The 24,859-nt window shown below is 71.8% G+C and carries 17 protein-coding genes; 11 read left to right on the top strand and 6 right to left on the bottom strand.

Going from position 1 to position 24,859, the window contains the following annotated elements; genetic code table 11:
* Window positions 1-22 precede the first annotated feature (22 nt).
* Window positions 23-3,022: a beta-N-acetylglucosaminidase domain-containing protein gene (locus AC5P1C_RS23675; RefSeq protein ID WP_493867959.1), complete on the bottom strand. Its 3,000-nt coding sequence runs from the start codon at window positions 3,020-3,022 to the stop codon at window positions 23-25.
* A 328-nt stretch (window positions 3,023-3,350) separates the two neighbouring features.
* On the opposite strand from AC5P1C_RS23675, the gene AC5P1C_RS23670 reads away from it, so the two are divergent.
* The 3 genes from AC5P1C_RS23670 to AC5P1C_RS23660 are packed head-to-tail and all read left to right on the top strand — an operon-like array spanning window position 3,351 to window position 6,172.
* Window positions 3,351-3,587: a hypothetical protein gene (locus AC5P1C_RS23670; RefSeq protein WP_160505071.1), complete on the top strand. Its 237-nt coding sequence runs from the start codon at window positions 3,351-3,353 to the stop codon at window positions 3,585-3,587.
* Complete coding sequence (gene malQ / locus AC5P1C_RS23665) at window positions 3,588-5,912, top strand: 4-alpha-glucanotransferase (protein ID WP_493867909.1); 2,325 nt, start codon at window positions 3,588-3,590, stop codon at window positions 5,910-5,912.
* A 20-nt stretch (window positions 5,913-5,932) separates the two neighbouring features.
* Window positions 5,933-6,172 (top strand): hypothetical protein, encoded by a 240-nt coding sequence (locus AC5P1C_RS23660; RefSeq protein WP_493867908.1) that lies wholly within the window; start codon window positions 5,933-5,935, stop codon window positions 6,170-6,172.
* A gap of 120 nt (window positions 6,173-6,292) precedes the next feature.
* Here the strand turns inward: AC5P1C_RS23660 and AC5P1C_RS23655 are convergent, their stop codons facing one another.
* Window positions 6,293-6,880: a TetR/AcrR family transcriptional regulator gene (locus AC5P1C_RS23655; RefSeq protein WP_493867907.1), complete on the bottom strand. Its 588-nt coding sequence runs from the start codon at window positions 6,878-6,880 to the stop codon at window positions 6,293-6,295.
* A 99-nt stretch (window positions 6,881-6,979) separates the two neighbouring features.
* Between AC5P1C_RS23655 and AC5P1C_RS23650 the strand changes: the two genes are divergently transcribed.
* From AC5P1C_RS23650 to AC5P1C_RS23640, 3 genes are all read left to right on the top strand, one after another.
* Complete coding sequence (locus AC5P1C_RS23650) at window positions 6,980-8,488, top strand: FAD-dependent monooxygenase (protein ID WP_493867906.1); 1,509 nt, start codon at window positions 6,980-6,982, stop codon at window positions 8,486-8,488.
* 171 nt (window positions 8,489-8,659) lie between these two features.
* A complete protein-coding gene (locus tag AC5P1C_RS23645; protein ID WP_493867905.1) occupies window positions 8,660-9,640 on the top strand; it encodes a DMT family transporter in 981 nt (326 codons plus the stop codon).
* Between the two features lie 51 nt (window positions 9,641-9,691).
* The gene (locus AC5P1C_RS23640; RefSeq protein WP_493867904.1) at window positions 9,692-10,612 is read left to right on the top strand and encodes a LysR family transcriptional regulator; all 921 of its coding nucleotides are present in this window, start codon (window positions 9,692-9,694) and stop codon (window positions 10,610-10,612) included.
* Between the two features lie 587 nt (window positions 10,613-11,199).
* Here AC5P1C_RS23640 and pepN read toward each other — a convergent pair.
* Window positions 11,200-13,767: an aminopeptidase N gene (gene pepN, locus AC5P1C_RS23635; RefSeq protein WP_493867903.1), complete on the bottom strand. Its 2,568-nt coding sequence runs from the start codon at window positions 13,765-13,767 to the stop codon at window positions 11,200-11,202.
* 227 nt (window positions 13,768-13,994) lie between these two features.
* On the opposite strand from pepN, the gene AC5P1C_RS23630 reads away from it, so the two are divergent.
* The gene (locus AC5P1C_RS23630) at window positions 13,995-15,242 is read left to right on the top strand and encodes a flavin-dependent oxidoreductase (protein WP_493867902.1); all 1,248 of its coding nucleotides are present in this window, start codon (window positions 13,995-13,997) and stop codon (window positions 15,240-15,242) included.
* Between the two features lie 178 nt (window positions 15,243-15,420).
* Here AC5P1C_RS23630 and AC5P1C_RS23625 read toward each other — a convergent pair whose 3' ends face one another.
* Window positions 15,421-16,326, bottom strand: a complete 906-nt coding sequence (locus AC5P1C_RS23625) for a LysR family transcriptional regulator (protein WP_493867958.1) — start codon at window positions 16,324-16,326, stop codon at window positions 15,421-15,423.
* Between the two features lie 97 nt (window positions 16,327-16,423).
* On the opposite strand from AC5P1C_RS23625, the gene AC5P1C_RS23620 reads away from it, so the two are divergent.
* A complete protein-coding gene (locus tag AC5P1C_RS23620; RefSeq protein ID WP_493867901.1) occupies window positions 16,424-17,623 on the top strand; it encodes an MFS transporter in 1,200 nt (399 codons plus the stop codon).
* A 52-nt stretch (window positions 17,624-17,675) separates the two neighbouring features.
* On the opposite strand, the gene AC5P1C_RS23615 is transcribed toward AC5P1C_RS23620, so the two are convergent.
* Window positions 17,676-18,692, bottom strand: coding sequence for an aspartate-semialdehyde dehydrogenase (locus AC5P1C_RS23615; RefSeq protein WP_493867900.1), 1,017 nt, complete (start codon window positions 18,690-18,692; stop codon window positions 17,676-17,678).
* Window positions 18,693-18,900: 208 nt separating this feature from the next.
* Here AC5P1C_RS23615 and AC5P1C_RS23610 point away from each other — a divergent pair, with 208 nt between their 5' ends.
* Genes AC5P1C_RS23610 through AC5P1C_RS23600 form a run of 3 tightly spaced genes read left to right on the top strand, consistent with a single transcriptional unit; the run spans window position 18,901 to window position 21,211 of the window.
* Window positions 18,901-19,428, top strand: a complete 528-nt coding sequence (locus AC5P1C_RS23610; protein ID WP_493867899.1) for a sigma-70 family RNA polymerase sigma factor — start codon at window positions 18,901-18,903, stop codon at window positions 19,426-19,428.
* Between the two features lie 2 nt (window positions 19,429-19,430).
* Window positions 19,431-20,219, top strand: a complete 789-nt coding sequence (locus AC5P1C_RS23605; protein ID WP_493867898.1) for a hypothetical protein — start codon at window positions 19,431-19,433, stop codon at window positions 20,217-20,219.
* Window positions 20,220-20,272: 53 nt separating this feature from the next.
* Window positions 20,273-21,211, top strand: a complete 939-nt coding sequence (locus tag AC5P1C_RS23600) for a molybdopterin-dependent oxidoreductase (protein ID WP_493867897.1) — start codon at window positions 20,273-20,275, stop codon at window positions 21,209-21,211.
* A gap of 99 nt (window positions 21,212-21,310) precedes the next feature.
* Here AC5P1C_RS23600 and AC5P1C_RS23595 read toward each other — a convergent pair whose 3' ends face one another.
* Window positions 21,311-24,628 (bottom strand): S8 family serine peptidase, encoded by a 3,318-nt coding sequence (locus tag AC5P1C_RS23595; protein WP_493867896.1) that lies wholly within the window; start codon window positions 24,626-24,628, stop codon window positions 21,311-21,313.
* Window positions 24,629-24,859 lie beyond the last annotated feature (231 nt).

Below are 24,859 nucleotides of genomic sequence, written 5' to 3'. Positions count from 1 at the left end.
CCGTATGTGGCCGTGACTGCCGTCACTCGTCGGCGGTCGCGGCCACCGCGTACGCCTCCACGGACCAGAGCGAGTAGCCGAAGCGGGTGGCTCGCTCGTCGCCCTGCACGCGGATGTAACGAGTGTCACGGGCGTCCATGCGGACCGCCTCGCGCCCGCCCTTGCCGTCCTTCACCGTCGCCGCCGTGCGCCAGGTCCTGCCGTCGGCGGACGTCTGGACGCGGTAACCCGCCGCGTACGCGTCCTGCCAGCGCAGGACGACCTGGCCGAGCCTGACCGGCTCCTTCAGCTCCATCTGCCACCAGGCGCCGTCCTCGACCGGCGACGACCAGCGGGTGCCGGGGTCGCCGTCATTGGCGCCGGAGGCCGGGAAGTCCTTCGTCTCGTCGCCCGACGACGATGCCTTCGCGCCGCGTGCCAGGTCGGGTCCGTCGGTGCGCGGGTAGGCGCGGACCTCGACCTTCCTGGTCTGACCGTCGAAAGTGACAGGGATCTCGTACGTCCCCGCGCGCGTGCCCGCGGGGACGGTGACGTCCACGGGGACGTCCACCTGCGTGCCGCGCGGCAGCGTGGACTTCTCCGGGGTGCGTACCTCGATGCCCTTGGGCGCCTTCGCCGTGACCTTGCCGCGTACGTCGCCGGGGCGCAGGGACAGCAGCTTCGCCGTGACGCGCTGCGGGCCGCCGCCGATCTCCACGTCGGCCTCCGTGCGGGCCAGGGAGAAGCGGGCGGAGGGGGTGTCGGCGTACCAGGGCACCACGTGGCGGACCGTGCCCTCGGTGACCGTGACGCGGACGGCGTCGGCGCGAGGGGCGGTGTCCTTGGGGTCGGTGTCCTTGGGGTCGGTGTCCTTCGGCTTGGCGGGCTTGGCGGGCTCGGCCTCGGTGAAGCCCGTCTCGGACAGGGCGCCGATGCGACGCCAGCCCTCGCCCGGGACGTGGGCCTCGATGCTGCCCTTGGTGCCGGGGTCGGTCAGCGCCGTCACCGCCGTGAGGGGGCGGGCGCGGGGGACGCGGACCGTGGCGCGGTCCGACGCCTCCTCGCTGTCGAGCCCCGCCCACGTCCCGTACGCCTTCTGCGCCCGGGTGAGGAAGGGCGTCAGGACGCCCTTGCCGACGGTCACCCGTGCCGCCTTCAGGTCCTTCTGGAGCCCGGCCAGGGTGCGCGAGGCGCGCCAGGCTGCCGCTCCGTCCCCGGTGGACTGCGCGCGCAGCATGTCGACCGACGTCTCGCCGGCTTCCCCGTAGCGCGCCAACTGCTCGACCCAGGGCCGCACTTCCGTGCTGAGCTCGGTGTCGGCGAGCCGCCCCGGCGCCTCCTTCATGACGGTGAAGGCGTCCCGCAGGGCCTGTCCGGACTTCTCGATACGGGCGGTGTCCGTCGTCATGCGGGCCCGCCAGAAGTCGTCCATGAGCGGGCGCAGATACGCCGATTCGTCGGCGCCGAGCACGGACGAGGCGTCATTGCCCGCCAGGGCCCGCAGGGCGCCCCGCGCCGGCGCGTCGCCGCCCGAGAGGTCGTCGATGGCGGCGAGCCAGGACTCGTGCGGGCGGTAGGCGCGGGGGTTCCAGGCGTAGTCGGCGGCCGTGAAGAGGGGGATGCGGGACGCCGACGGCTGCTCCATCGCGTTGCCGAGCAGCGCCGCCGAGCCGGTGGCCACGGCGGGCTCACGGCCGGTGTAGGGGCCGAGGAAAATGCGGTCCTGCGCGAAGTCGTTGACGGGGTAGTTGTCCATCGTCACGAGCGGATGCGCGCCGAACGCCTTGCGGACGCCCGCGAGTTCACGCCCGGTGATGGTCTTGGGGACCACGCCGACGCCGGTCCACGCCACCTCGACACCGCTGTCGAGGAGATCCGCGATGGCGTCGCGGTACTCGGTGGAGCCGTCCTGGAAGTACTCCGTGGGCATCAGCGAGAGCGGCTGCGCGCCGGGGTGGCGCTCGGCCAGGTGCGCGGAGACGGCGTTGGCGACGCGGGCCTGCGCCTTCGCGGCGGCATCGGGCCCCGAGCCGAAGGCTTCGGCGTCCGCGTCGCAGTGCCACTCGCTGTAGCTGACGTCCTGGAACTGCAGCTGGAACGCGCGTACGCCCAGGGCCCACATCGCGTCGATCTTGCGGTTCAGGGCCTTGACGTCCTTGTCGGACGACATGCACATGGCCTGGCCGGGGGCGACGGCCCAGGCGAGCGTCACGTGGTTCCGCTCGGCACGCTCGGCCAGGGCGCGGAAGTCGGCGCGCTGACCGGCGGGGTAGGGCTCGCGCCAGCGCGCCTGGCGGTAGAGGTCGTCGCCGGGGGCGTAGAGGTAGCGGTTCTGCTTCGTACGGCCCATGAAGTCCAGCTGGTCAAGCCGCTGTTCGCGGGTCCACGGGGTGCCGTAGAAGCCCTCGGTCATGCCGCGGACCGCGGTGCCGGGCCAGTCGCGGATCTGGACCCCGGGGACGCTGCCGCGCGCGTTGCCGGTGTTCTCGGCGACCAGCTGGCGCAGGGTCTGTACGCCGTGGAAGAGGCCGTCCTTGCCCACGCCCGCGAGAGCGATGGTGTCCCGGCCGCCGATCCGGCCCACCGCCAGGCGGTAGCCGCCGGAGGGCAGGTCGCCCCTGGCACGCGCACCGAGGGTGCGCAGGGCCTGGTCGGCACCTGCGCCCTCGGCTCGGACGAGGAGGTTCCCGCCGCCCGCGGGCAGCTGTTCGCCCTCCTTCACCTCGGTGATCCTGCGGGCGCCCGCGTCGCGAAGCAGGGCGTGCAGGGCGTCCACGGCGTACGGGTCCGGGTCCTTGCCGGTGGCCAGGACGACCTCGTCGGTGACGGTGACCGTGGTCCCCGCCGAGGTCATCGACTGGGGGCGGGGCCAGACCGGGGGGAGGGTGCCGTCGCTCTCCCGGTCGTCGTCCGGGGACGTGGCGGGGGTGCCGGGCTTTCCTGGGAGACCGGGGGCGGCGACGGCGCCGGGGGCGCCGGTGAGGGCGCCTGCGATGACGGCGACGGCGATGGCCACCGCGCCCTTCCTGCGCCGCAGTTGCACGGCACTCTCCTCGTTGTCCCTCGTCCTGGTGATCACGATTGGTGCGTCAGTTGTCTCAGGGTGTCACTGAGCCCACCACTCGCGTGGCGGGGGTGTCAACGGGCGTGGGTGTTGTGGGGGTTTTCTTCCCTGTGACATTGGGCGGGGCTTGGAATGACCGCCCCGGATCGGGGCAGGGACGGAAGCGGGGAGAAGGAAGATCTTGCGTCCGGACCCCCACTCAGGGAAACGAATGTGAGTGCGCGCACGTTCATACAACGGATATGTCTGCGATCCCGCGCACTGGGTAGGCCTGCCGAAGACCTGCCCCCTGACAATGGAGCCTTACGTGCCCGCTTCCGCGAACCTCCTCCTCTCCGCTCTCTCCAAACAGGTGTCCGGTCCCGACTCGGGACTCGACGGATCCTGCTCCTGCGGCTGCCTCGAGCCGCCCCTGACCAGCGAGCCCCCGCTGGCCGACGCCGCGCCCCTGACCAGCGAGCCTCCGCTCGCCGACGCCGCTCCGCTGACCAGCGAGCCCACCTCCACCGGCACCGCGTCGGGCCTGGCCTACATGGGGGTCTAGATGGCCCCACCCGGAGCGACCGGAGCCACCACCGGCCCCACCGGCCCCACCGGACTTTCCCGCCTTGCCGCCCTGCACGGCGTGGCGACCTCTTACTCCCCGTCCCCGGACCGCACGGTTCCGGCCACCGACGCCGCGGTCGTCGCGGCCCTGGCCGCCCTCGACGTGGACGCGAGCACCCCCGAGGCGGTGCGGCGCGCCCTCACGGCCCGCGAGACGGAGCTGGCCACCCGGCTGCTGCCGCCGACGCTGGTGGCGTGGCAGGGAGGCGCCCGCGCTGCCCCGCCCTGGGCCGGACTGCCGCCGGGCACGAGGGTGTGCGTGGAGACGGAGTGCGGGGAGCGGCTGGAGTGGGAGATCCCGGAGGCGGACGCGTCGGCCCCGGATCGACCTGGCGCGGATTTCGCTGACGCGGGTTCCCTGGACGCGGGCCCCTCGGATATCGCACCGCCGGGGGATCGACTGGGCGGGCGGGAGACGTCGCCGCTGGGCGGGCCGAAGACATCTCCGCGAAGCGGCGAAAGAGCCGAGCCGCGGGGAGCGCCGGCCCTGCCCCTGGGCGTCCACAGACTCAGGGCCAAGACCCCGGACGACGCAACAGCCACCGTCCACCTCATCGTCGCCCCGCACCGCCTGCCGCCCCCGCGCGAGAACGCGTACGGAGTGCTCGTCCAGCTCTACTCCCTCCTCTCGAGCCGCTCCTGGGGCATGGGCGACCTCGGGGACCTCGCCGAGCTCGCCGCCTGGTCCGGGCGGGCCCTGGGCGCGGGATTCGTGCAGGTCAACCCCTTGCACGCGGCGGTGCCGAAGCCTTCGGACGGGGCATCCGACCCTTCCCCGTACCGCCCTTCCTCGCGCCGCTTCCCCGACCCCGTCCACCTCCGGGTCGAGGACGTCCCCGAGTACGCCCACCTGGACGGCGAGGCCCGCGACCTGGCCGCGCATCTCACCCGCCGGGCCGCCACGCTGCGCGAATCCGTCCTCCAGCAGGGCCAGTTGATCGACCGTGACGCGGTCTGGACGCTCAAGCTCAAGGCCCTGGAGCTGATCCGCGAGGTCCCCCTCGGCCCCGGACGGCGCGCCGCCTACAACGACTTCCTCGCCGAGCACGGCGAAGCCCTGGAGGACCACGCCACTTGGTACGCCATCGCCGAGCGGTACGGATCCGACTGGCATGCCTGGCCGGAGCCCCTGCGCGACCCCGCGTCGCCCCAGACCGCCCGCGCGCGCGGCGAGTTGATGGACCGCGTGGACTTCCACTGCCGTCTCGCCTGGCTCACCGACGCCCAGCTCGGCGCCGCACAGCGCTCCGCGCGTGACGCGGGCATGGGGATCGGCCTCGTGCACGACCTCGCGGTCGGTGTGCATCCGGGCGGGGCCGACGCCTGGGCGCAGCAGCGGCACTTCGCCGCGGGCATGTCGGCGGGCGCCCCGCCGGACGCGTTCAACGCGCGAGGCCAGGACTGGGGCCTGCCGCCCTGGCGCCCCGACCGCCTCGCCGAGTCCGGGTACGCCCCCTACCGCGCCCTCCTGCGCGGACTGCTCCGGCACGCGGGCGCGATCCGCATCGACCACGTGATGGGGCTCTTCCGGCTCTGGTGGGTACCGGAGGGCCGCGCGCCCACCGAGGGAACGTATGTCCAGTACGACGCCGAGGCGATGCTCGCCGTCCTCACCCTGGAGGCGCACCGCGCGGGCGCCCTCGTCATCGGCGAGGACCTCGGCACCGTGGAGCCCGGCGTCCGCGAGACCCTGCAGGAGCACGGCGTGCTGGGCACCTCCGTGCTCTGGTTCGAGCGGGACTGGGCAGGCACGGGGCGGCCGCTGCCGCCCGAGCGGTGGCGCGCGGACTGCCTGGCCACCGCCACCACCCACGACCTGCCGTCCACCGCGGCCCGCATCACCGGCGAGCACGTCCAACTCCGCGACCGCCTCGGCCTGCTGACCCGCCCCGCGGCCGTCGAGCAGGCGGAGGCGACGGCCGACGTGTCGGAGTGGCTCGCGCTGCTCTCCCGCCTCGGGATGCTGCCGGGCGGCGGCGGACACGAGCAGGAGGAGATCCGCGCCGTCCACCGCTTCCTGCTCGCCACCCCGGCCCGCATGGTCGGCGTATGGCTGCCTGACGCGGTCGGCGACCGACGCCCGCAGAACCTCCCCGGCACCTGGGACCAGTACCCCAACTGGCGGCTGCCGATCGCCGACGCCGAAGGCCGCCCCGTCACCTTGGAGGAACTGGCCGCGTCACCGCGCGTACACGCGTTCATGGACGTGTTCCGCTCGCGCGAACGACCCCGTACGGCACCCCCGGGCGCGCGGCCCGTTTAGCAGTTCGCTACGTTGGCACCGTGGACAAGAAGAACGCCCTGCGCGCCGGCGCCCTGGCTTCCGGTACGACGCTGATGATGCTGCTCATGTCGTCCCCCGCGCTCGCGCTCACGCGCGACGACGGCGACGACCCGGGTCCAGGCCTGAGCGTGGTCGAGACGCTCGGCCTCTATGTCGTGGCGCCCATCGTGCTGTTCCTGGTGATCGCGGGCCTCGTCATGGTCGGTGACAAGCCCCGCAAGCAGGAGAAGCAGGTCTGACGCCACTTCGCTTCCAGAGTTCTCCGTAGGGGCTCTTCGTCGACGTACGCATGTGTACGCCGACGAAGAGCCCCTACGTATGTCCGGCCATGTGCGTCAGGACGTGCGTCACGGTGTACGTCACGGCCGCTCGGCCGTGAGATACCGCTGGACCGTCGGCCCGACCCAGTCCGTGAGCTCCTCGCGGGAGAGCGCGACCGCCGGCGGGAACTTCAGTACGTAGCGGGTCAGCGCCATGCCGAGGATCTGGGACGCGCAGAGCCCTGCCCGCGCCGGGGCGTCGGCGGGGTCGGGGCAGACGCGGCGCGCGACCGGCAGCAGCTGGTCCCTGAAGATGCCCTGCATGCGCTCGGCGCCCGCCGTGTTCGTGATGCCGACGCGGAGCATCGCGGTCAGTACTCCGTCGGTCTCCCAGACGTCGAGGAAGTGGTTCACCAGGACGCGCCCGACGTCCTCGCGCGGCGTCGCGCCGATGTCCGGCAGACGCAGGTCGATGGAGACGGCCGCGGCGAACAGGCCCTCCTTGTTGCCGTAGTAGCGCATCACCATCGACGGGTCGATCCGCGCTTCCTTGGCGATGGCGCGGATCGTGGCCTTCTCGTAGCCGTCGGCGGCGAATCGTGCGCGGGCGGCGGTGAGGATCGTGGCGCGGGTCGCGTCGGAGCGGCGGGGCGGGGCGGCGGCTGGATCAGGTGCGCTTGCGGTCATGCCAACAAGCGTAGGCCAACATGTGTTGACAGTCCACGGCGGCGGCTCTACGTTTGCCAACAAGCGTTGACCAACAGCTGTTGGCACAAGGAGGCCGCCATGAACGGAACCCGGAGCACGACCGGTACGACTGGTACGACCGGCGCGAACGGCACCGATGGCCCCGCAGTGATCGTCGTCGGCTCCGGCCCCACCGGGCTGCTGCTCGCCGGTGACCTGGCCGCCGCCGGCGTCCCCGTCGCCCTGCTCGAGAAGCGCCCGCACGGGATCAGCAACCTCTCGCGCGCCCTGGTGCTGCACGCCCGCACCCTCGAACAGCTCGACGCGCGCGGCCTCGCCGACGAACTGGAGGCCATGGGCAAGCCCCTCGACCGCCTGCGTCTCTTCGCCCACCTCGAAGTGCCCCTCGACAAGCTGCCCTCGCGCTACAACCACCTCCTGGTCCTGCCGCAGTACGAGGTGGAGCGGGTCCTGGAGCGGCGCGCGATCGCGGCCGGTGTCGACTTCCGGTACGAGAGCGAGGTCACCGGACTCACTCAGGACGCGGACGGCGTGACCGTCCAAGTCCGGGGCCCCGGCGGGGGGTCGAGCACGCTGCGGGCCGCGTACGCCGTCGGCGCCGACGGGCTGCACAGCCCCGTCCGCAAGGCCATCGGCCTGCCCTTCCCCGGGAAGTCCGCCATCCGCTCGCTGGTCCTCGCCGACGTGAAGCTCGCGGAGAAGCCCGATTCGGTCCTCACCGTGAACGCGGCCGGTGACGCCTTCGCCTTCATCGCGCCGTTCGCCGACGGCTATTACCGCGTCATCGGCTGGAACCGCGCCCGCAACGTCCCCGACAGCCATCCGCTCGACCTCGAAGAGGTCAAGGAGATCACCCGGCTCGCGCTCGGCCGCGACTACGGCATGCACGACGCCCGTTGGATGTCCCGCTTCCACAGCGACGAGCGCCAGGCGCCCGCGTACCGGGTCGGCCGGGTCTTCCTCGCCGGGGACGCCGCGCACGTCCACACCCCGGCGGGCGCGCAGGGGATGAACACCGGCCTCCAGGATGCCGTGAACCTGAGCTGGAAGCTGGTGGCGGCGGTCAACGGCCGTGCTGCGGAAGGCCTGTTGGACACCTACCAGTCCGAGCGGCACCCCATCGGCAAGGCGGTCCTGCGCAGCAGCGGCGGGATCGTGCGGCTCGCCATGGTCAAGCGCCCGTGGTCGCGCGCGGCCCGCGCCGTCCTCGCGTCCTTCATCGGGGCCGTGACCCCGATCCGCGACAAGGCGATCGGCCGGATCACCGGCATCGGCTACACCTACCCCGCCCCGAAGGGCGCCCACCGCATGGCCGGACACCGCGCTCCGGACGTCGGGCTCAAGGAGGGGCGGCTCTACGAGGCCCTGCGCGAGGGCAAGTTCGTGCTGATCGCCCCGCAGGGCGTGGAGTACGGCGACGCGGGGAGTGCTGTGGTGGCGCACTGGGCGAGCGACCGGCGTACGACCGTCCTCGTCCGGCCCGACGGGTACGTGGCGTGGGCGGCAGAGGGCGAGGCGGGCGCGGGGGCAGATGCAGTGGCGGACGCGGGGGCGGTGCGGGCGGCGCTCGCGCAGTTTATTCAGTAGAACTTAAAGTAAGGCTCGAAAAGATTCGATGGACCTGATGGGTGTGGGAGTGCGACGGTAGTCCCGCAACCAACCAAGAGATCGATCAGCCAGAGATCCCCGCCGGGTGGTGCCCACCCTGGCGGGGCTCGTGTTTTCCCGGGCCCATCGGGAGAGAGACAAGGGATATCAGTGACTGTCCTGGACCGGACGACCCCCCTCCACACCGCGACGACCGCGACCGCGACCGCGACGACCGCGACGACTGCGGCGACGGCGGCCGGCAGGGAGCTGCGGGTCGCGGGCCCCATCGGCGTCGGCCTCGCCCTCGCGGCGCTCGCCACGGTCGTCTGGTCGGGCAGCTTCGTCACCTCGCGCGCCCTGGCCGACAGCGTGCCGCCCATCCAGCACGCGTTCTGGCGGTGGATCATCGCGATCGCGGCGGTGGCGCCGTTCGCGGCACGCCAGACCTGGCGGCAGCGGGCCCTGCTCCGCAAGCACTTCGGCTTCGTGCTGCTCGCATCGCTCCTCGGCGTCACGATCTACAACACCCTGGTCAACCAGGCGGGTGTGACCACCACCGCGGGCAACATGGGCATGATCATGGCGGCGTCGCCGGTCCTGATGGCGGTGTACGAACGCCTCGGCGGCGCGAAGCTCGGGGCGCGGCGCGTGGCGGGCATGCTGATCGCCTGCGCGGGCGTCCTGGTCCTCGTCTCCGGCGGATCGCTCTCCATGGACTTCGCGGTCGGTGACCTGTGGGTCATCGCCGGGGCGGTCGCCTTCGGCTCGTACAGCGCACTGCTCAAGCGCAAGCCGGCGGAGATCGGCGGACTGCCGTTCCTCTTCGCGACGTTCACGCTCGGCGCGCTGATGCTGCTGCCGGTGTTCGTGGCCAGCTACCTGCTCCAGGGCGGCTTCGAGCCCACGGTAGGCACGGTCTCCCCGCTCCTGTACGTCGGCGTCGTGTCGTCCGCGATCGCCTTCTTCGCCTGGAACAAGGCGATCTCGATCATCGGCGCCGCCCGCGCCGGAGTCATCTACTACCTCCAGCCGGTGTGTGTCGCCCTGCTCTCCTTCGCGGTGCTCGGCGAGGCGATGGGATGGCTGCAGGTGTTGTGCATGGGGCTGATCCTGGGCGGGGTCGTGCTCGGCGCGGCGCGCGCGAAGTAGGGGGCGCGTCCGGTGGGATCGCCTCTCCTGACCAGTCGGTACGTTGACTCCATGAGCGAGTGGGACATCAAGAAACTGCAGATCCTGCGTACGTTGAGCGACCGGGGCACGGTGACCGCGACGGCGCAGGCGCTGCGGATGACGCCGTCGGCGGTGTCGCAGCAGCTGTCCAACCTCGCCAAGCAGCTGGGGGTGCCGCTCCTTGAGGCGCACGGCCGGCGGGTGCGCCTGACGGACGCGGCGCATCTCGTCCTGCGGCACGCGGAGGCGGTCTTCGCCCAACTGGAGCAGGCGGACGCGGAGTTGGCGGCGTACGCGCAGGGTGAGGCGGGGGAGGTGCGGGTCGGGGCCTTCTCCACGGCGGTGCCCGCGCTCGTGGTCCCTGCGGTGCGGGAGCTGCGGGCGGCGGCGCCGGGGATCTCGGTGCGGGTACGTGAGGTGGAGGCGGCTCAGGCGTACGAGCTGCTGGCCGGGGGCGAGGTGGACGTGGCGCTCTCCCTGGCGGTGACGGCTCCCGCGTCACCGGACGCGGACACCCGCTTCACCCGGGAGTCGCTCCTGGCGGACCCACTGGACGTGGCACTGCCGGGGGAGCACCCGCTGGCGGCGGTGGAGGGGCTGCGGCTGGCTGATCTGGCCGGGGAGCCCTGGATCTTCGGGGGCAGCGGTATCTGGTCGGAGATCACGCGGGCGGCGTGCGAGGGGGCGGGCTTCACACCGGAGCAGGCACATTCCGCCTCCGGCTGGACGGCGATCCTGGCGATGGTGGAGGCGGGGATGGGGGTCGCCCTGGTCCCGCGGATGGCGGCGGTTCGCCGTGACGGGGTGGTGATGCGGGCCCTGTCCGCCGACCGCCCTCGCCGCCACGTGGTGGCGGCGGTTCGCCGGGGGGCGGCGGGGGGAGCGGGGGTCAGCAGGGTCTTGTCGGCACTCCGGGACGTGGTCCCTGCGCGGGGGGCGGAGGCGGGGTAGGGGGCGGCCCTTCCGCCGCGCCGGCTCTCCGTCCGAGCACCGCAACCACCTCCCTGCGCGGATCTTTCCCACCCGCCGGCTCGATTGCCCCGCGGTAGCCGGGTTTTGTCCGCGGACCGTGGCCACCCTTCCCGCGCTTCGCGCGGCTGTTTCCCCGCCCACCCGCCCGATTGCCCCGCGGTAGCCGGGTCTTTGTCCGCGGACCGTGGCCACCTTTCCCGCGCTTCGCGCGGATGCTCCCCACCCGTCCACCCGCCCACCCGGTGGCTACGGGGCAAACGGGTGGGCGGGCGGGATAGATCCGCGCGAAGCGCGGGAAGGACGGATACAGCCGGTAGACGAAGTGTCGGCCACCACAAAAGGGCGCGGGCAGCGGCCCGTCCCCGCCGGGAGGATCCGCGCGAAGCGCGGCAAGGTCCAACGACCCGGCGGCTGCGGGGTGCTCGGGTGGGTGGGCGGGGGACATCCGCCGCGGAGCGGCGGCCTTGTCGCCCCAGGCGCAGCGGCGGGCCCGTCGACCTACGCGGGGGCGGCGGACCCGTCGACCTAGGCGGGGCGGAGGCAACACGTGCCCCCGCCCGGTAGGGCTACGCGTCCGCTGCCTGGGCCCGCAGAGCCCTTTCCACCCCCGCTCGGGACTCCGTGATCAGGCGGCGCAGGGCCGCTGACGGGGATGCCGAGGCGAGCCACGCGTCCGTTGCGTCCAGGGTGGACCGAGAGACCTGGAGCGACGGGTACAGGCCCACGGCGATCTGCTGCGCCATCTCGTGCGAGCGCGAGTCCCACGCGTCCTTGACCGCCGCGAAGAACTTCTCCGTGTACGGCGCGAGGAGTTCACGCTGGTCCGTCTGGACGAAGCCGCCGATCACGGACTCCTGGATCGCGTTCGGGAGCTTGTCGGACTCGACGACCGAGGCCCAGGCCTCCGCCTTCGCCTCCGGCGTGGGCCGCGCCGCCCGCGCCGCGGCGGCGTGCCGCTCGCCCGCCGCCGTCTTGTCGCGGTCGAGCTCCGCCGCGATCCCGGCCTCGTCGAGCCGCCCCGTCGCCGCGAGCCGGTGCACGAACGCCCAGCGCAGCTCCGTGTCCACCGCGAGTCCGGGCACCGACTGCTTGCCCGACACCAGCTCCTCGAGCAGAGTCAGCTGCTCCTCCGTACGCGCCGTCGCCGCGAACGCCCGCGCCCACGCCAGCTGGTGGTCGCCGCCCGGCTCCGCCGAGCGCAGGTGCGAGAGCGTCGCCTCGGTCCAGCGGGCGAGCGCCTCCTCGCGCCCCGAAGGCGCCGCGTACAGGTCGAGCGCCAGCTTCACCTGGCGGTGCAGGGACTGGACGACCCCGATGTCCGACTCCTTGCCGATGCCGGACAGGACGAGGGACAGATACTCCCGCGTCGGCAGCTCCGCGTCCCGCGTCATGTCCCACGCCGACGCCCACGACAGCGCCCGCGGCAGCGACGCCTCGAAGTCCCCGATGTGCTCCGTCACGAAGGCGAGGGACTCCGCGTCCAGGCGGACCTTCGCGTACGAGAGGTCGTCGTCGTTCAGGAGGATCACCGTGGGCCGCATCCGACCCACCAGTGCGTCCACCGCCGTCAGTTCGCCGTCCACGTCCAGTTCCACGCGGTCCGTGCGCAGCAGCTTGCCGGACTCGTCGTCCAAGTCGTACAGGCCGATCGCGATCCGGTGCGGGCGGAGGGTCGGCTCACCCTTCGCGCCCGCGGGCAGCGCCGGAGCCTCCTGCTTCACCGCGAACGACGTGATCCGGCCGGATGTGTCCACGTCCACCACCGGACGCAGGACATTGATACCGGCGGTCTCCAGCCACTTCTTCGACCACGTCTTCAGGTCGCGCCCGCTGGTCTCCTCCAGTGCGCCGAGCAGGTCGGACAGGCGCGTGTTGCCGAACGCGTGCGCCTTGAAGTACGCCTGCACGCCCCGGAAGAACTCGTCCATGCCGACGTAGGCGACCAGCTGCTTCAGGACGCTCGCGCCCTTGGCGTACGTGATGCCGTCGAAGTTGACCAGGACGTCGTCGAGGTCACGGATGTCCGCCATGATCGGGTGCGTGGACGGCAGCTGGTCCTGGCGGTACGCCCACGTCTTCATGGAGTTGGCGAACGTCGTCCACGAGTGCGGCCAGCGCGAGTTCTCCGCGTACGCCTGGCAGGCGATGGACGTGTACGTGGCGAACGACTCGTTCAGCCAGAGGTCGTTCCACCACTCCATCGTCACCAGGTCGCCGAACCACATGTGGGCAAGCTCGTGGAGGATGGTCTCCGCGCGCGTCTCGTACGCCGCGTCCGTCACCTTCGAACGGAACACGTACTGGTCGCGGATGGTCACCGCGCCCGCGTTCTCCATCGCGCCCGCGTTGAACTCCGGCACGAAGAGCTGGTCGTACTTGGCGAACGGGTACGCGTAGTCGAACTTCTCCTGGAACCACTCGAAGCCCTGCCGCGTGACCTCGAAGATCGCGTCCGAGTCGAGGAACTCGGCCAGCGATGGTCGGCAGTAGATGCCGAGCGGAACCGACTGGCCGCCAGGACCCTCGTACGAACTGTGGACCGAGTGATACCGACCGACGATGAGCGCCGTGATGTACGTCGACATGCGCGGCGTCGGCTCGAAGACCCAGACGTCACCGCTCGGCTCGGGAGTCGGCGAATTGGAGATCACCGTCCAGCCCGTCGGCGCCTTGACGGTGAACTGGAACGTCGCCTTGAGATCGGGCTGCTCGAACGACGCGAAGACGCGACGCGCGTCCGGGACCTCGAACTGCGTGTAGAGGTAGGCCTGTTCGTCGACGGGGTCGACGAAACGGTGCAGGCCCTCACCCGTGTTGGTGTAGTCGCAGTCGGCGACCACCTTCAGCTCGTTCGGCCCCGCCTCCAAGTGCTTCAGCGCGATGCGCGAGTCACGGAAGACGGCGGCGACGTCCAGCGAGTGGCCGTTCAGGACGACCTCGTGGACCGCAGGGGCGACCAGGTCGATGAACGTCTCGGCGTTCGCCTCCGCGGAGTCGAAGCGCACGGTGGTCACCGAGCGGTACGTGCCGCCCTCTTGCGCGCCGGAGAGGTCGAGATCGATCTCGTACGAGTCAACGGTGAGCAGCTTCGCCCGCTGCTGCGCCTCTTCGCGGGTCAGATTGGTGCCGGGCACGCGGTCATCTCCTCAGGTACGTCAGGTACGACTTGTGGCGTTTCCGGCCATCCTTCCACGTGGCTCCGCGCATGTGACGGGGCATTGTCCGACGGCCGCCGTGCGGCATTGTTCGCGGGCTGCCGTGCCGCTAACATCCGCGCGTCGACTCACGCCCCGGGGGTAGCGTTCATGGGACTCCGACGGTCATCGCGATTACCACGATTACGCGGCACGGGGTGCGCCCCGTGATCGACGTACTCGTCGCGGGAGCCGGGATCGGCGGGCTCACCACCGCGCTCAGCCTGCACGCGGCGGGCATCGGCGTGCGCGTCATCGACGCGGTGGACGCGCTGCGGCCCGTCGGGGTCGGCATCAATCTCCTCCCGCATGCCGTACGGGAGTTGACGGAGCTCGGCCTCGGCGCCGAGCTCGCCGCCACGGCCGTGCCCACCGCCGAGACGGTCCACTTCGACCGGCACGGCAACCACATCTGGGGCGAGCCGCTCGGTCTCGCCCGCGGCCACCACTGGCCGCAGTACTCCCTGCACCGGGGCGCGCTGCAGCTGATCCTCCTCGACGCGGTCCGTGACCGCCTCGGTGACAACGCTGTCCAGACCGGTACGGCCTTCGTGCGGTACGCCGAGTCGGAGGGCTCGGGGGCGCTGCGGGTGACCCTGCGGGACATGGGACGCGGGCGGGAGTTCGCGGTGCCGGTGCGGGCCCTGGTCGGTGCCGACGGCCTGTACTCGGCGGTCCGGGCCAGGCTGCACCCCGGCGAGGGACCGCCGCTGTGGAACGGCATCCGGATGTGGCGTGGCGTCACCGAGTGGGACCCGGTGCTCGGCGGCCGGACGATGGCGATCGCGGGCAGCAACGCGACCGCGAAGCTCGTCGTCTACCCGATCTCGCGGGAGGCGGAGGCGCGGGGGCGCGCGCTGCTCAACTGGGTCGCGGAGGTGCGCTTCCCGAGGCACCACCACGGGGCGCCGGGCCCGGTGGACTGGAACCGCTCGGGCCGCCTCTCCGATGTCCTGCCGTACTTCTCCGGATGGCGGATCGGGGACCTGGACGTCCCGGCGCTGCTCGCCGCGACGGGTTCGACGGGCCGGATCCTGGAGTACCCGATGGTGGACCGTGACCCCCTGCCGTGGTGGGGCCGCGGCCCCGTGACGCTCCTGGGCGACGCGGCGCACCCGATGTACCCGGTCGGGTCGAGCGGGGGCTCGGAGGCGGTCCTTGACGCGCGGGTGCTCGCGCAGTGCGTGGCCCTTGCCGGGGCGGACCGGGTGAGTGGACTGCGGGCCTACGAGGCGCAGAGGTGGGGCCCCGCCAACGCCGTGGCCCTGGCCAACCGGGCCATGCCGGTGGATGAGGTGCTGAGGGCTGTCGCTGAGCGGGCGCCGGAGGGGTTCGTGCGGGTGGAGGATGTCTTGACGGAGGAGGAGCTGGGGGGTTTGGGGGAGGGGTATCGGCGTATGCGGGGTTGTTGGTAGGCGGGTCTGTCCCCGACCCCGCCCCTACCCGGTGCATCGATGTGCGGCCCCGCCGCGGGCCGCTCAGCGCGGGGCCTTGGGGGGGGCTTTGGTCGCCGTCATCACCGGCTCTGCCGAGTTCGTCCTCAAACGGCGGGCGGGCTGGAAATCCAGCCCGCCACGGAAGGCTACGGAAGGCTTACGGGCGCGGTGCCCTGTCGGACGTCGTCGAGTCCGGTCGGGAAAGCACACGCACCGCCCGCGCGAACGCCCGCACCCGCTCCGTCTCCGCGTCCCGCCGCCACACCACCCCGAGCACCGAGTCCGGCACCCCCTCCACCGGCACGAACACCACGTCACGTCGCCCGTGGTACTCCGCTGTGGGACGGCACAGCAGCATCGCCCCGCGCTCGGCCGCGACCAGCGTCAGGCCCTCCTGGAGGGTGCGCACCTCCGGTGCCGACACGGAAGAGGGGGCCTGGGCCGTACGCCAGTACGCGGGTGCCGGCGCCGTCGCCGAGATCAGCGGCATCCCCGCCAACTCCTCCGCCCGCAGCGACCCTCGGCCCGCGAAAGGGTGACGTACCGACACCGCGACCGTCTGCTGCTGGCGGGAGAAGAGCGGGCCGAGCACCAGGTCCGGCTCCTCCACGGGCAGCAGCACGATCGCCGTGTCCACGTCCCCGTGCCGCACCGCCCCGAAGGGGTCCGCGAACGGCACCTCCACGATCTCCGTCACGCACCCCGGATGCCGCTCCTGGAAGTCGGCGATCGCCCCCATCAGCCGCGCGTCCGCCGTCCCCTGGAAACCGATCCGCAGCCGCCCCGTGACACCCCGCGCCGACTCCCGCGCCGCGTCCACCGTGGCGCTCAACGCCTCGTACGCCGGGCGCAGTTCGGACAAGAAGCGCTCGCCCGCCGGAGTCAGTCGTACCCGCCGGCTCGAACGCTCCACGAGCCGTGTCCCGATCCGCCGCTCCAGGTCGCGAAGGAGCTGGCTGACGCGGCTCTGCGAGACGTAGAGCCGCTCGCCCGCGCGGCCGAAGTGCAGCTCGTCGGCGAGCGCGATGAAGCACTCGAGCTCCCGTATCTCAAGCCCGCCCACCACGAACCGCCCCGCCTCTCATCCATGAGCCTCGCTCATTCAAGGATGAGATCTTCGCCGTTGTTCCCGGCAGGGCGTCCGACGAAGGCTTGATCCCATGAAATCCACCCATGCCGCCGTCATCGAACCGACCCGGCAGCAGAGCCGCTTGCCCCTGTCCGTCCTCGCCGTCGCCGCCACCACCTTCTCCGTCGTCACCACGGAGATGCTGCCGGTCGGCCTCCTCACCTCCCTCTCCTCCGGGCTCGGCGTGTCCGACGGGACCGCGGGCCTGACCGTCACGCTGCCCGGGGTGGTCGCGGCGCTCGCCGCCCTCCTGCTTCCCGTCGCCGTGCGGCGGGCCGACCGGCGGACGGTGCTGTGTGCGCTGATGGCCCTGCTAGCCGCCGCCAACCTCCTCTCCGCGCTCGCACCCGCCTTCGGCGTGCTGCTCGCCGCGCGGGTCCTCGTGGGGGTCTGCATCGGGGGCGTGTGGGCGATCGCGGCCGGGCTCGGCGTGCGGCTCGTGCGCGAGGAGTCGGCGGGGCGGGCCACCACGGTCATCTTCAGCGGGATCGCGGTGGCGTCCGTTCTCGGCGTCCCCGCCGGTACGTTCCTCGGCGAACTGGCGGGCTGGCGCTGGGCGTTCGCGGTGATGGGAGCGTTCGCGCTCGCGGTCGCCGGACTGCTCGCCGCGGTGCTCGTGCCGCTGCCCGCGTCGGCGGCGGTACGCCTCGGCACGTTCCCCGGGCTCCTGCGGAACGCGCGGCTGCGGGCGGGACTCCTGGTGGTGCTCCTCCTGGTGACCGGGCACTTCGCCGCGTACACCTACGTACGCCCCGTCCTGGAGCGGGTGCCCGACCTAGGCGCCGGGCTGATCAGCGGCCTTCTCCTCGTGTACGGGATCGCGGGCATCGTCGGCAACTTCGCGGGCGGCACGCTCGCGGCCCGCGACCCGCGCAGGGCGCTGCTCGCGATCTCCGCCGGTCTCGCCGCCGCGGTCCTGCTCCTCGGTCCCGCGGGCGGCTCCCTCCTCGCGTCCGTGGCGCTCCTCGTCGCGTGGGGCCTGGCCTACGGCGGGGTCTCCGTCTCCACCCAGCAGGGGGTCCTCGCCGCCGCGCCCCGCGCCCGTGAGGCCGCGTCGGCGCTCTTCGCCGCGGTGTTCAACGCGGCGATCGCCCTGGGCGCGCTGACCGGCGGCCTGGTCGCGGACGGCGTCGGGACGACGGCCGTGCTGTGGCTCGGGGGCGGCCTCGCGGCACTGGCGCTGCTCGTGGTGCTCGGCGCGGGGTACGCGAAGGGGGCGGGCACCGAGTAGAAATCGGTGCCCGCCCCCATCGGCGTAGGCGTACGCAGGGCGAGGGAGGACCTCAGCCCTTGAGCTCGGCCGCCACCAGCTCCGCGATCTGCACCGCGTTCAGCGCGGCACCCTTGCGGAGGTTGTCGTCGGAGATGAAGAAGGCCAGGCCGTTCTCCACCGTCTCGTCGCCCCGGATACGGCCCACGAAGGCGTCGTCCTTGCCCGCGGCGACCAGCGGGGTCGGGACGTCCGTGAGGACGACGCCCTCGGCCGACGCGAGGATCTCGGTGGCGCGCTCGGCGCTCAGCGGACGCTCGAAGCGGGCGTTGACCTGGAGGGAGTGGCCGGTGAAGACCGGCACGCGGACGCAGGTGCCGGAGACCTTGAGGGCCGGGATCTCCAGGATCTTGCGCGATTCGTTGCGGAGCTTCTGCTCCTCGTCGGTCTCGTTCAGGCCGTCGTCCACGATGGAGCCCGCCAGCGGCAGGACGTTGTACGCGATCGGTGCGACGTACTTGTTCGGGGCCGGGAACTCCGTGGCCGAACCGTCGTGCGTGAGCTTCGGGGCTTCCTCGCCGACCTTCTTGACCTGCTCGAACAGCTCGTCGACACCGGCGAGGCCCGAGCCGGACACGGCCTGGTAGGTCGCCACGACGAGCGCGGTGAGCCCGGCCTCCTTGTGCAGCGGCTTCAGGACCGGCATGGCGGCCATCGTCGTGCAGTTCGGGTTGGCGATGATGCCCTTGGGCCGGTCCGCGATCGCGTGCGGGTTGACCTCGGAGACGACGAGGGGGACCTCGGGGTCCATCCGCCAGGCGGAGGAGTTGTCGATCACGACGGGGCCCTGCGACGCGACCTTCTCGGCCAGCGCCTTCGAGGTGGCGCCGCCCGCCGAGAACAGGACGATGTCGAGGCCGCTGTAGTCGGCCGTGGAGGCGTCCTCGACCGTGACACCGTCGAGGACCGAGCCGGCCGAGCGGGCCGATGCGAACAGGCGCAGCTCGTCCACCGGGAAGTTCCGCTCGACGAGGATCTTGCGCATGACCGTGCCGACCTGACCGGTGGCTCCGACGATTCCGACCTTCACAGGTACATCCTCCGTATGTGCATGGGCACAGGCTTTGGCCTGCGCCGGTTCCATGATGCGTCTGTCCACGGGCGCCTTGTCCAATCCATTGTCCGAAGTTCGGGATGTCACATTCCCGGCGAGAAACCCTTCGACATTCCGACCGTCTGGCCGAACGTTTTGGGCCGTCCCCGCGTCCTAGGGGAAACGCGGGGACGGGAGGGGTGTCTTGCTGCGCGGAAGATCGCGACGGGACAGGCGAGAGAGGGCGGATCCGCTCGACGCGGCTCAGGAGGACCGGGTGCGGGCGGTGCTCGCGCTCGGCGGGGTGCCGCACGCCGACCTGCCCGACGGTGTCCAGCAGGTCAGGCTCAAGCTCCTGGAGCGGGCGGCGGACGGGCGCGAGGCGCCACGTGACGTGTCGGCGTGGGCGGCGGTCGTCGCCTCCAACCTCGCCATGGACTGGCACCGGGCACGACGCAGGCAGGAGCGCCTCGGGGAGCGGCTCGCCGTGCTGTGGCGGGAGGCGACCGACGAGGACGGGGCGGAGTCACGGGCCCTGTCGATGGCCGTGACCCAGGGCCTCGACGCGCTGCCCGACACTCAGCGGCAGGTCGTCGTCCTACGCTTCTACGCCGATCTTCCGGTCCGGGCGATAGCCGATGAACTGGGCATTCCGGAGGGCACGGTCAAGAGCAGGCTGCATACGGCGGTACGGGTGCTGCGGACGCGGCTGCACGAGGGCGAGGTGGTGTGACGGTGGCCAAGGACGAGTTCGAGTTCGACCCCGACCGTGACGCGCTGATGCTCGCCCTCACGGGGGAGCCGCTGCCCGAGGGCTCCACCGGGCGGGATCCGGCGCTGGTGGCGGAGCACGCCGCGGCTGTGGCGGATGTCGCACTGCTGCGGGAGCACATCGGGGTGGTGGGCCGCGCGCTTGCGGCTCCTGCTCCTGCTCTTGCTCCGGAGCGGGAGCGGGAGCCGGAGCGGGAGCCGGAGCCGCCGCAGGCGGCCGTCGCCGTACGCCCGGCCGGTGTCCGGCGGCGGCGCGTGACGATGGCGCTGGGGGTGGCCGCGGCCACCGCGGCGGCCTCGCTGGTGGGCGGGCTGGCCTGGCTCGCGCTGGAGAGCGGGGGCGCGATCACCGAGAGGAGCTCCGACTCCGACGCGGCGAAGGGCGAGGCGCCGGACGCGGGCGACGAGAAGGCCGGGGGTGCGGCAGACCAGTCGTACGAGGGGTACGTGGCGTGTGCGCGGCTCATCGTGGAGGGCACGGTCAGGCGGGTCGAACCGATCCCCGGCGCCGCGCAGGACCGGATCGTCCTGGACGTCTCCCGCTACTACAAGCCGAGCCGGGGCGAGAAGCAGATCACGTTCGTGATGAACGTGGACGTGGACCCGCGGCTCCGCCCCGGCGACCGGACCCTGATCGGCATCGCGAAGGGCGAGGCGACGCCGGACATCTGGTCCACGGGCGCGAAGGACATCGCCAAGGACCGGGCGTGGATCGAGCGGGCGTTGCCGCGGGCGGAGGGGATGCGGTGCTGAACGCGCGAATGATGTACTGGATGTAAGGGTCTCAGTGCACCTATGGTTGCTACATGACGACCCAAGTGCCCGCGGCCGAACCTGACTTCACCCCACTGGACGACGTCTTCGTCAGGAAGCACCTGGGCGTGCCGGACATCGACGTCGAGGACTGGACCCTGGTGGTGGAAGGCCTCGTCGAGCGTCCGCTGCGCCTGGACATGGACGCGGTCCTCGCGCTCGGGACGGAGCGGCTGCCCGCCGTCCACGAATGCTTCGGCAGTCCGTTCGCGCCGGACGTGCCGACGCGGGCGGTGGCGCAGGTGGAGTGGGCGGGGGTGCCGCTCGCCGCGCTCCTGGACCGGGCGGCGCCGGGGGCGGCTGCGCGGCACGTGTGGTTCGAGGGCGCGGACACGGGGTCCTTCCAGGGGCGGGACGGCCTCACGTACGTCAAGGACCTCCCCCTGTCGGTGGCCCGCAGGGATGTCTTCCTCGCGCACGGGATGAATGGCGAGCCGCTCCGCCCCCAGCACGGGTTTCCGTTGCGGGCCGTGGTGCCGCGGATGTTCGGCACGAATTCGGTGAAGTGGCTGACGCGGATCGTCCTGGCGGACCGCCGGGTGGAGGGCATGTTCGCCACGGAGCTCTACAACCGGGTCCTGCCGGGGGAGTCGTCGCCGAGTCCCGTACGGGAGGTTGATGTCAGCAGCAAGCTGTTCGTGCCGGGGGAGGGGGCGGAACTCCCTGCTGGGCGTGTCGAGTTGTCTGGGCGCGCATGGAGTACGACGGAGATCGTGGGCGTCGATATCTCGGTCGACGGGGGTGCGTGGGAGGCGGCCGCTGTGGCTCCGCCGGGCCCCGGCCCGACGTGGCAACGCTTTGCCGTTACTCGGGAGTTGGCTCCTGGGGCGCACCGAATCCGTTGCCGGGCCACTGATCGGTCCGGGCGCGTGCAGCCGCTCGCGGGGGCGCGTAATGCGGTGCACGAGGTGGGGGTCGAGGTCGGGGAGTGAATTTCCCCGACCCCGCCCCCTCCCGATGGCCTCAAACGCCGGCCGGGCTGGAACCATCCAGCCCGGCCGGAACGCTTTGGCAAGGAAAAGGGGGGACCTCTAGGAGGTGACCTTCTCGATGATCACACTGCCGGTACCGGCAACCGTGCCCCGCCCGTTCAGGAGAGACACCTCACCGAACAGCTGACGTCCCTCCGCCGCAGCCGCGTCAGCCGCGACCTCGGCGGAGACGTCCGCGGAAGCCCCGTTCGCCAGCTTCACCGGCGCCGACTCGTCCACCTTCACCGAGCCGAGCGCGGCCGAGAAGAAGACGTCCCGGTAGTCGTACGCCGTGGTGCCGGCCGGGATCGAGTAGCCCGCCACCTCGATCTCGTACGTACCCGCCGCGGGCTTCTTGAGGCTGACCGACTCCTCCGAGTCGCCGTCCGCCGAAGAGCCCACGACCGCCCCGTCCTTCGAGACCGACAGGTCGAGGTCCGCGGCGGCGTCAGCCGTCGAGCCGATGGCGACGTCGAGCCGCTCCGCGCCCTCGGGCACGACCACGGTCGTCGTCTGCGTCTCGCCCTGCTTGATCGAGGGCTTCGCCGCCTTCGCCGAGCCGAGCGGGCCGCCCTTCAACTTGCCGTCCACCGCGGCGAAGTTGTTCGTCACCTTCCAGGAGACGGGAGCCGGAGTACCGACCTTCGCCTCGGGGATCGTCTGCACGGCGGGGTCGAAGGCGACGCCCAGCGCGGAGACGTCCAGCTTGTAGGGGTTGTCCAGGAGCGGGGACGTCCTGCGCGACTCGACCTCGATCTCCCACACGCCCGGCTGCGGCTCGGGGTACGAACGCAGGTCGGGGCGGCAGGTGTTGGCCGGGTTGTCGTAGTTCGCGTAGCAGGTGAGCGACGACGTCGAGTCGACCGGCACGCCGTACGGGTGCACCGCGATGAACCGCGTCTGGCTCTTGCCCTTCAGGCCGCCCAGCGCCACCTCAAGGGACTTGGCGCCCTTGGGGACCGTCACGAAGTACGACTTGGTGCTGTTGCGCTGCACCGAACCGTCCGCCGAGCGCGTGAACGCGGGCTTCGCCAGCGGCGACGAGACGACGACCGTCGACATGATCTGCTGGTCGATGCCCTCGCTGCGCTCGTCGTCGACCGTCAGGATCGCGCTGTGCAGACCGGCCGACTCGGCCTTCGCCTGCACCTTCACCGTGACCGGCTGGTTCAGCGGCAGCGTCACCGCGCCCTTGCCCAGCAGCCTGAAGGTGCCCTCGTGGTTGTTGACCATGTCCAGCTCGTGGCGGATGCCGCGGTCCGGGCCCGAGGTGCGGGTGATCGTCACGTCGTACGTCCGCTTCTGGCCGGTCTTCAGGCCGCCCTCACGGTCGTAGATGCCGGTGCCGGGCTTCTTCAGCTCCTGCTCCAGGGCGGTGTCGACCGGGGCCTTCACCGTGTACGTGTGCGCCTTCGCGTCGTCCTCGATGGCGTTCCAGGCGTCGACCACGTTGATCAGGCCGGTGCCCTGCGCGTACGCCTGCTCGCCGCGGATGCGGTCCGCGGTGGAGGTGAGGGCGGTGCGCAGCTTCGCCGGGGTGAGGTCGACCTTCTCCCGCTTCGCGGCGGAGAGCAGCAGCGCCGACGCGCCCGCGGCCTGCGGGGACGCCATCGACGTACCCTGCAACATCGAGTATCCGGCCGGCAGTCGGTAGCCCGCCTCGGCGACCGGGGAGCCCGGCAGCCAGGTCTGCGTGGTGTTGATGGCCGAGCCCGGCGCGGAGATGATCGGCGCGAAGCCGCCGTCCTCACGCGGGCCGCGCGAGGAGAAGGGCATCATCGCGTACTTCTTCTCCACGGCGGAGCCGTAGTTGGCGGCCCAGGTCTCCTTGGAGATGGAGGCGCCGACGGAGATGACCTTGTCGGCCAGGCTGGGGTCGCCGATGGTGTTCGCGCCGGGGCCCGAGTTGCCCGCGGAGATCACCAGCTGGACGCCGTACTCGTCGATGAGGCGCTTGTAGAGCTCGGCGCGCGCGTTGTTGCCGTCGTTCAGGGCCGGGAGGCCGCCGATCGACATGTTCACGATGTCGACACCGCGCTTCGTCACGAGGTCGATCATGCCCTCGGTGAGCGCGACGTTCGTGCAGCCGCCGCTCCAGGTGCAGGCGCGGGACGAGACCAGCTTGGCGCCGGGCGCGGCGCCGTTCATCTTGCCGCCGAACAGGCCGTTGGCCGCGGTGATGCCCGCGACGTGCGTGCCGTGCTCGGACTCGATGACGCCGATGTTGACGAAGTCGGCCTTCTTGCCGACCCAGTCGCCGCCGTACGGGTCGGTCGGCACGTCCTTGCGGATCTCGACGACGAAGGGGACGCGCTCGACGACGTCGGTCGCCGGGTCGTCCTTGCCGAAGTAGGCGACCTGGTGGCCGTCCTTGTACGGCTTCATCGTCTCGTCGTCGGTGAAGTCGTTGTTGTCGTTCAGGTCGACGCGGACCGTCCCGGCGGCCGGGTCGTAGAGCACGCCCCAGCTGTCGGTGGTGTCGCCGTCGCGGTTCATGTCGCCCTTGGCGTCGCCGCCGGTGGTGGCCGACTCGCGGAAGCGGTTGACCTGGAAGGAGCCCGCGGGGGCCTTCCACGTCTCGCTGTCCCAGGTGAAGACGGGGCCGGTGACGGGGTTGGTCATCCGCCGCCAGGTGCCGTCCGCGTCCACGATCGGGTCGGTCGCCGTCACCCAGTCGGTGATCTTGCGCTCGCCCGTGGTGGTCTTCCGGAGCGCGGGGTGGCCCAGGTCGACGCCGGAGTCGAGGATGCCGATGGTGGTGCCGCGGCCGTCCGCCTTCGGGTGCTTCTTCACGAAGTCGACGGCACCCGTCTCGAAGGACGGGTTGTACGGGTTCTTCGCCGGGGTGTTCTTGCCGGGACCGGCGTACGTGTCCTCGGCGCCCTCGGCCGCCTTCTTCGCGCCCTTGGCCCGGTCGGCTGCGGGCGTCGGGTCGTCGAGCTCGATCTCGTGCCGCAGGTCGATGCCGTGCACCGACGACAGCTTCCCGGCGGACTCGATGGCGGCATCGGCCTTCGCCGTGGGCACGGTGGCGCGTACGTAGCCGAGTTTGTCGTACGTCAGGCCGACCGAACCGCCCTTGACGGCGTCGAGCTGGTCGGCGACCTGCTCGGTGGCGCCGGGTGCGGTGGCGACCATCATCGTGACGGTCTTCTCGCCGTCCGCCTTCGCGTCCGCGAGGAGATCGGCGTCGGCCGAACCGAGCTTCTTCTCGGCGGACTTGGCGGGCTCGGGGGCGGTCTGGCCCCCAGCGGCCCCGGGGTCCCCATCGGCCGCGAAGGCCATGGGTATGGGCCCGGCGGCGGAGAGCGCGGCGGTCAGACCGACGGCTATCGCGAGACGGGTCGTGCGTCTAGCACTGGATCTGTGCATCAGCATCCCTGTACGTAAAGGTCGAAAAGGTCCGGAATCCGGAACCGGATGACCGCTCAGCCTTACGCAAGTGACCGCTGTTTGGGGAGAGTTGTCCGGAGACGATCGGGGTGTGGCGTAATCCCGCCATGCGTCAGCCGAGACATCGGCGACATAGCGGATGGTTCGGGTGAGGGTGGGAGGGGAGCGCCCTGGCCGGGAGTCCGGGCCGGGAGTTCTGGCCGGGAGTTCTGGCCG

The sequence above is a fragment of the Streptomyces sp. A18 genome (assembly GCF_059026065.1).
Note: the sequence above shows the minus strand (reverse complement) of the source record. Positions and strands in the feature narration are given on the sequence as shown.

Excerpts from the sequence above, each read along its gene's own strand:
- AC5P1C_RS23620 (WP_493867901.1), top strand. The coding sequence starts at position 16,424 with ATGAAATCCACCCATGCCGCCGTCATCGAACCGACCCGGCAGCAGAGC.
- AC5P1C_RS23640 (WP_493867904.1), top strand. The coding sequence starts at position 9,692 with ATGAGCGAGTGGGACATCAAGAAACTGCAGATCCTGCGTACGTTGAGC.
- AC5P1C_RS23650 (WP_493867906.1), top strand. The coding sequence starts at position 6,980 with ATGAACGGAACCCGGAGCACGACCGGTACGACTGGTACGACCGGCGCG.
- AC5P1C_RS23600 (WP_493867897.1), top strand. The coding sequence starts at position 20,273 with ATGACGACCCAAGTGCCCGCGGCCGAACCTGACTTCACCCCACTGGAC.
- AC5P1C_RS23595 (WP_493867896.1), bottom strand. The coding sequence starts at position 24,628 with ATGCTGATGCACAGATCCAGTGCTAGACGCACGACCCGTCTCGCGATA.
- malQ (WP_493867909.1), top strand. The coding sequence starts at position 3,588 with ATGGCCCCACCCGGAGCGACCGGAGCCACCACCGGCCCCACCGGCCCC.
- AC5P1C_RS23655 (WP_493867907.1), bottom strand. The coding sequence starts at position 6,880 with ATGACCGCAAGCGCACCTGATCCAGCCGCCGCCCCGCCCCGCCGCTCC.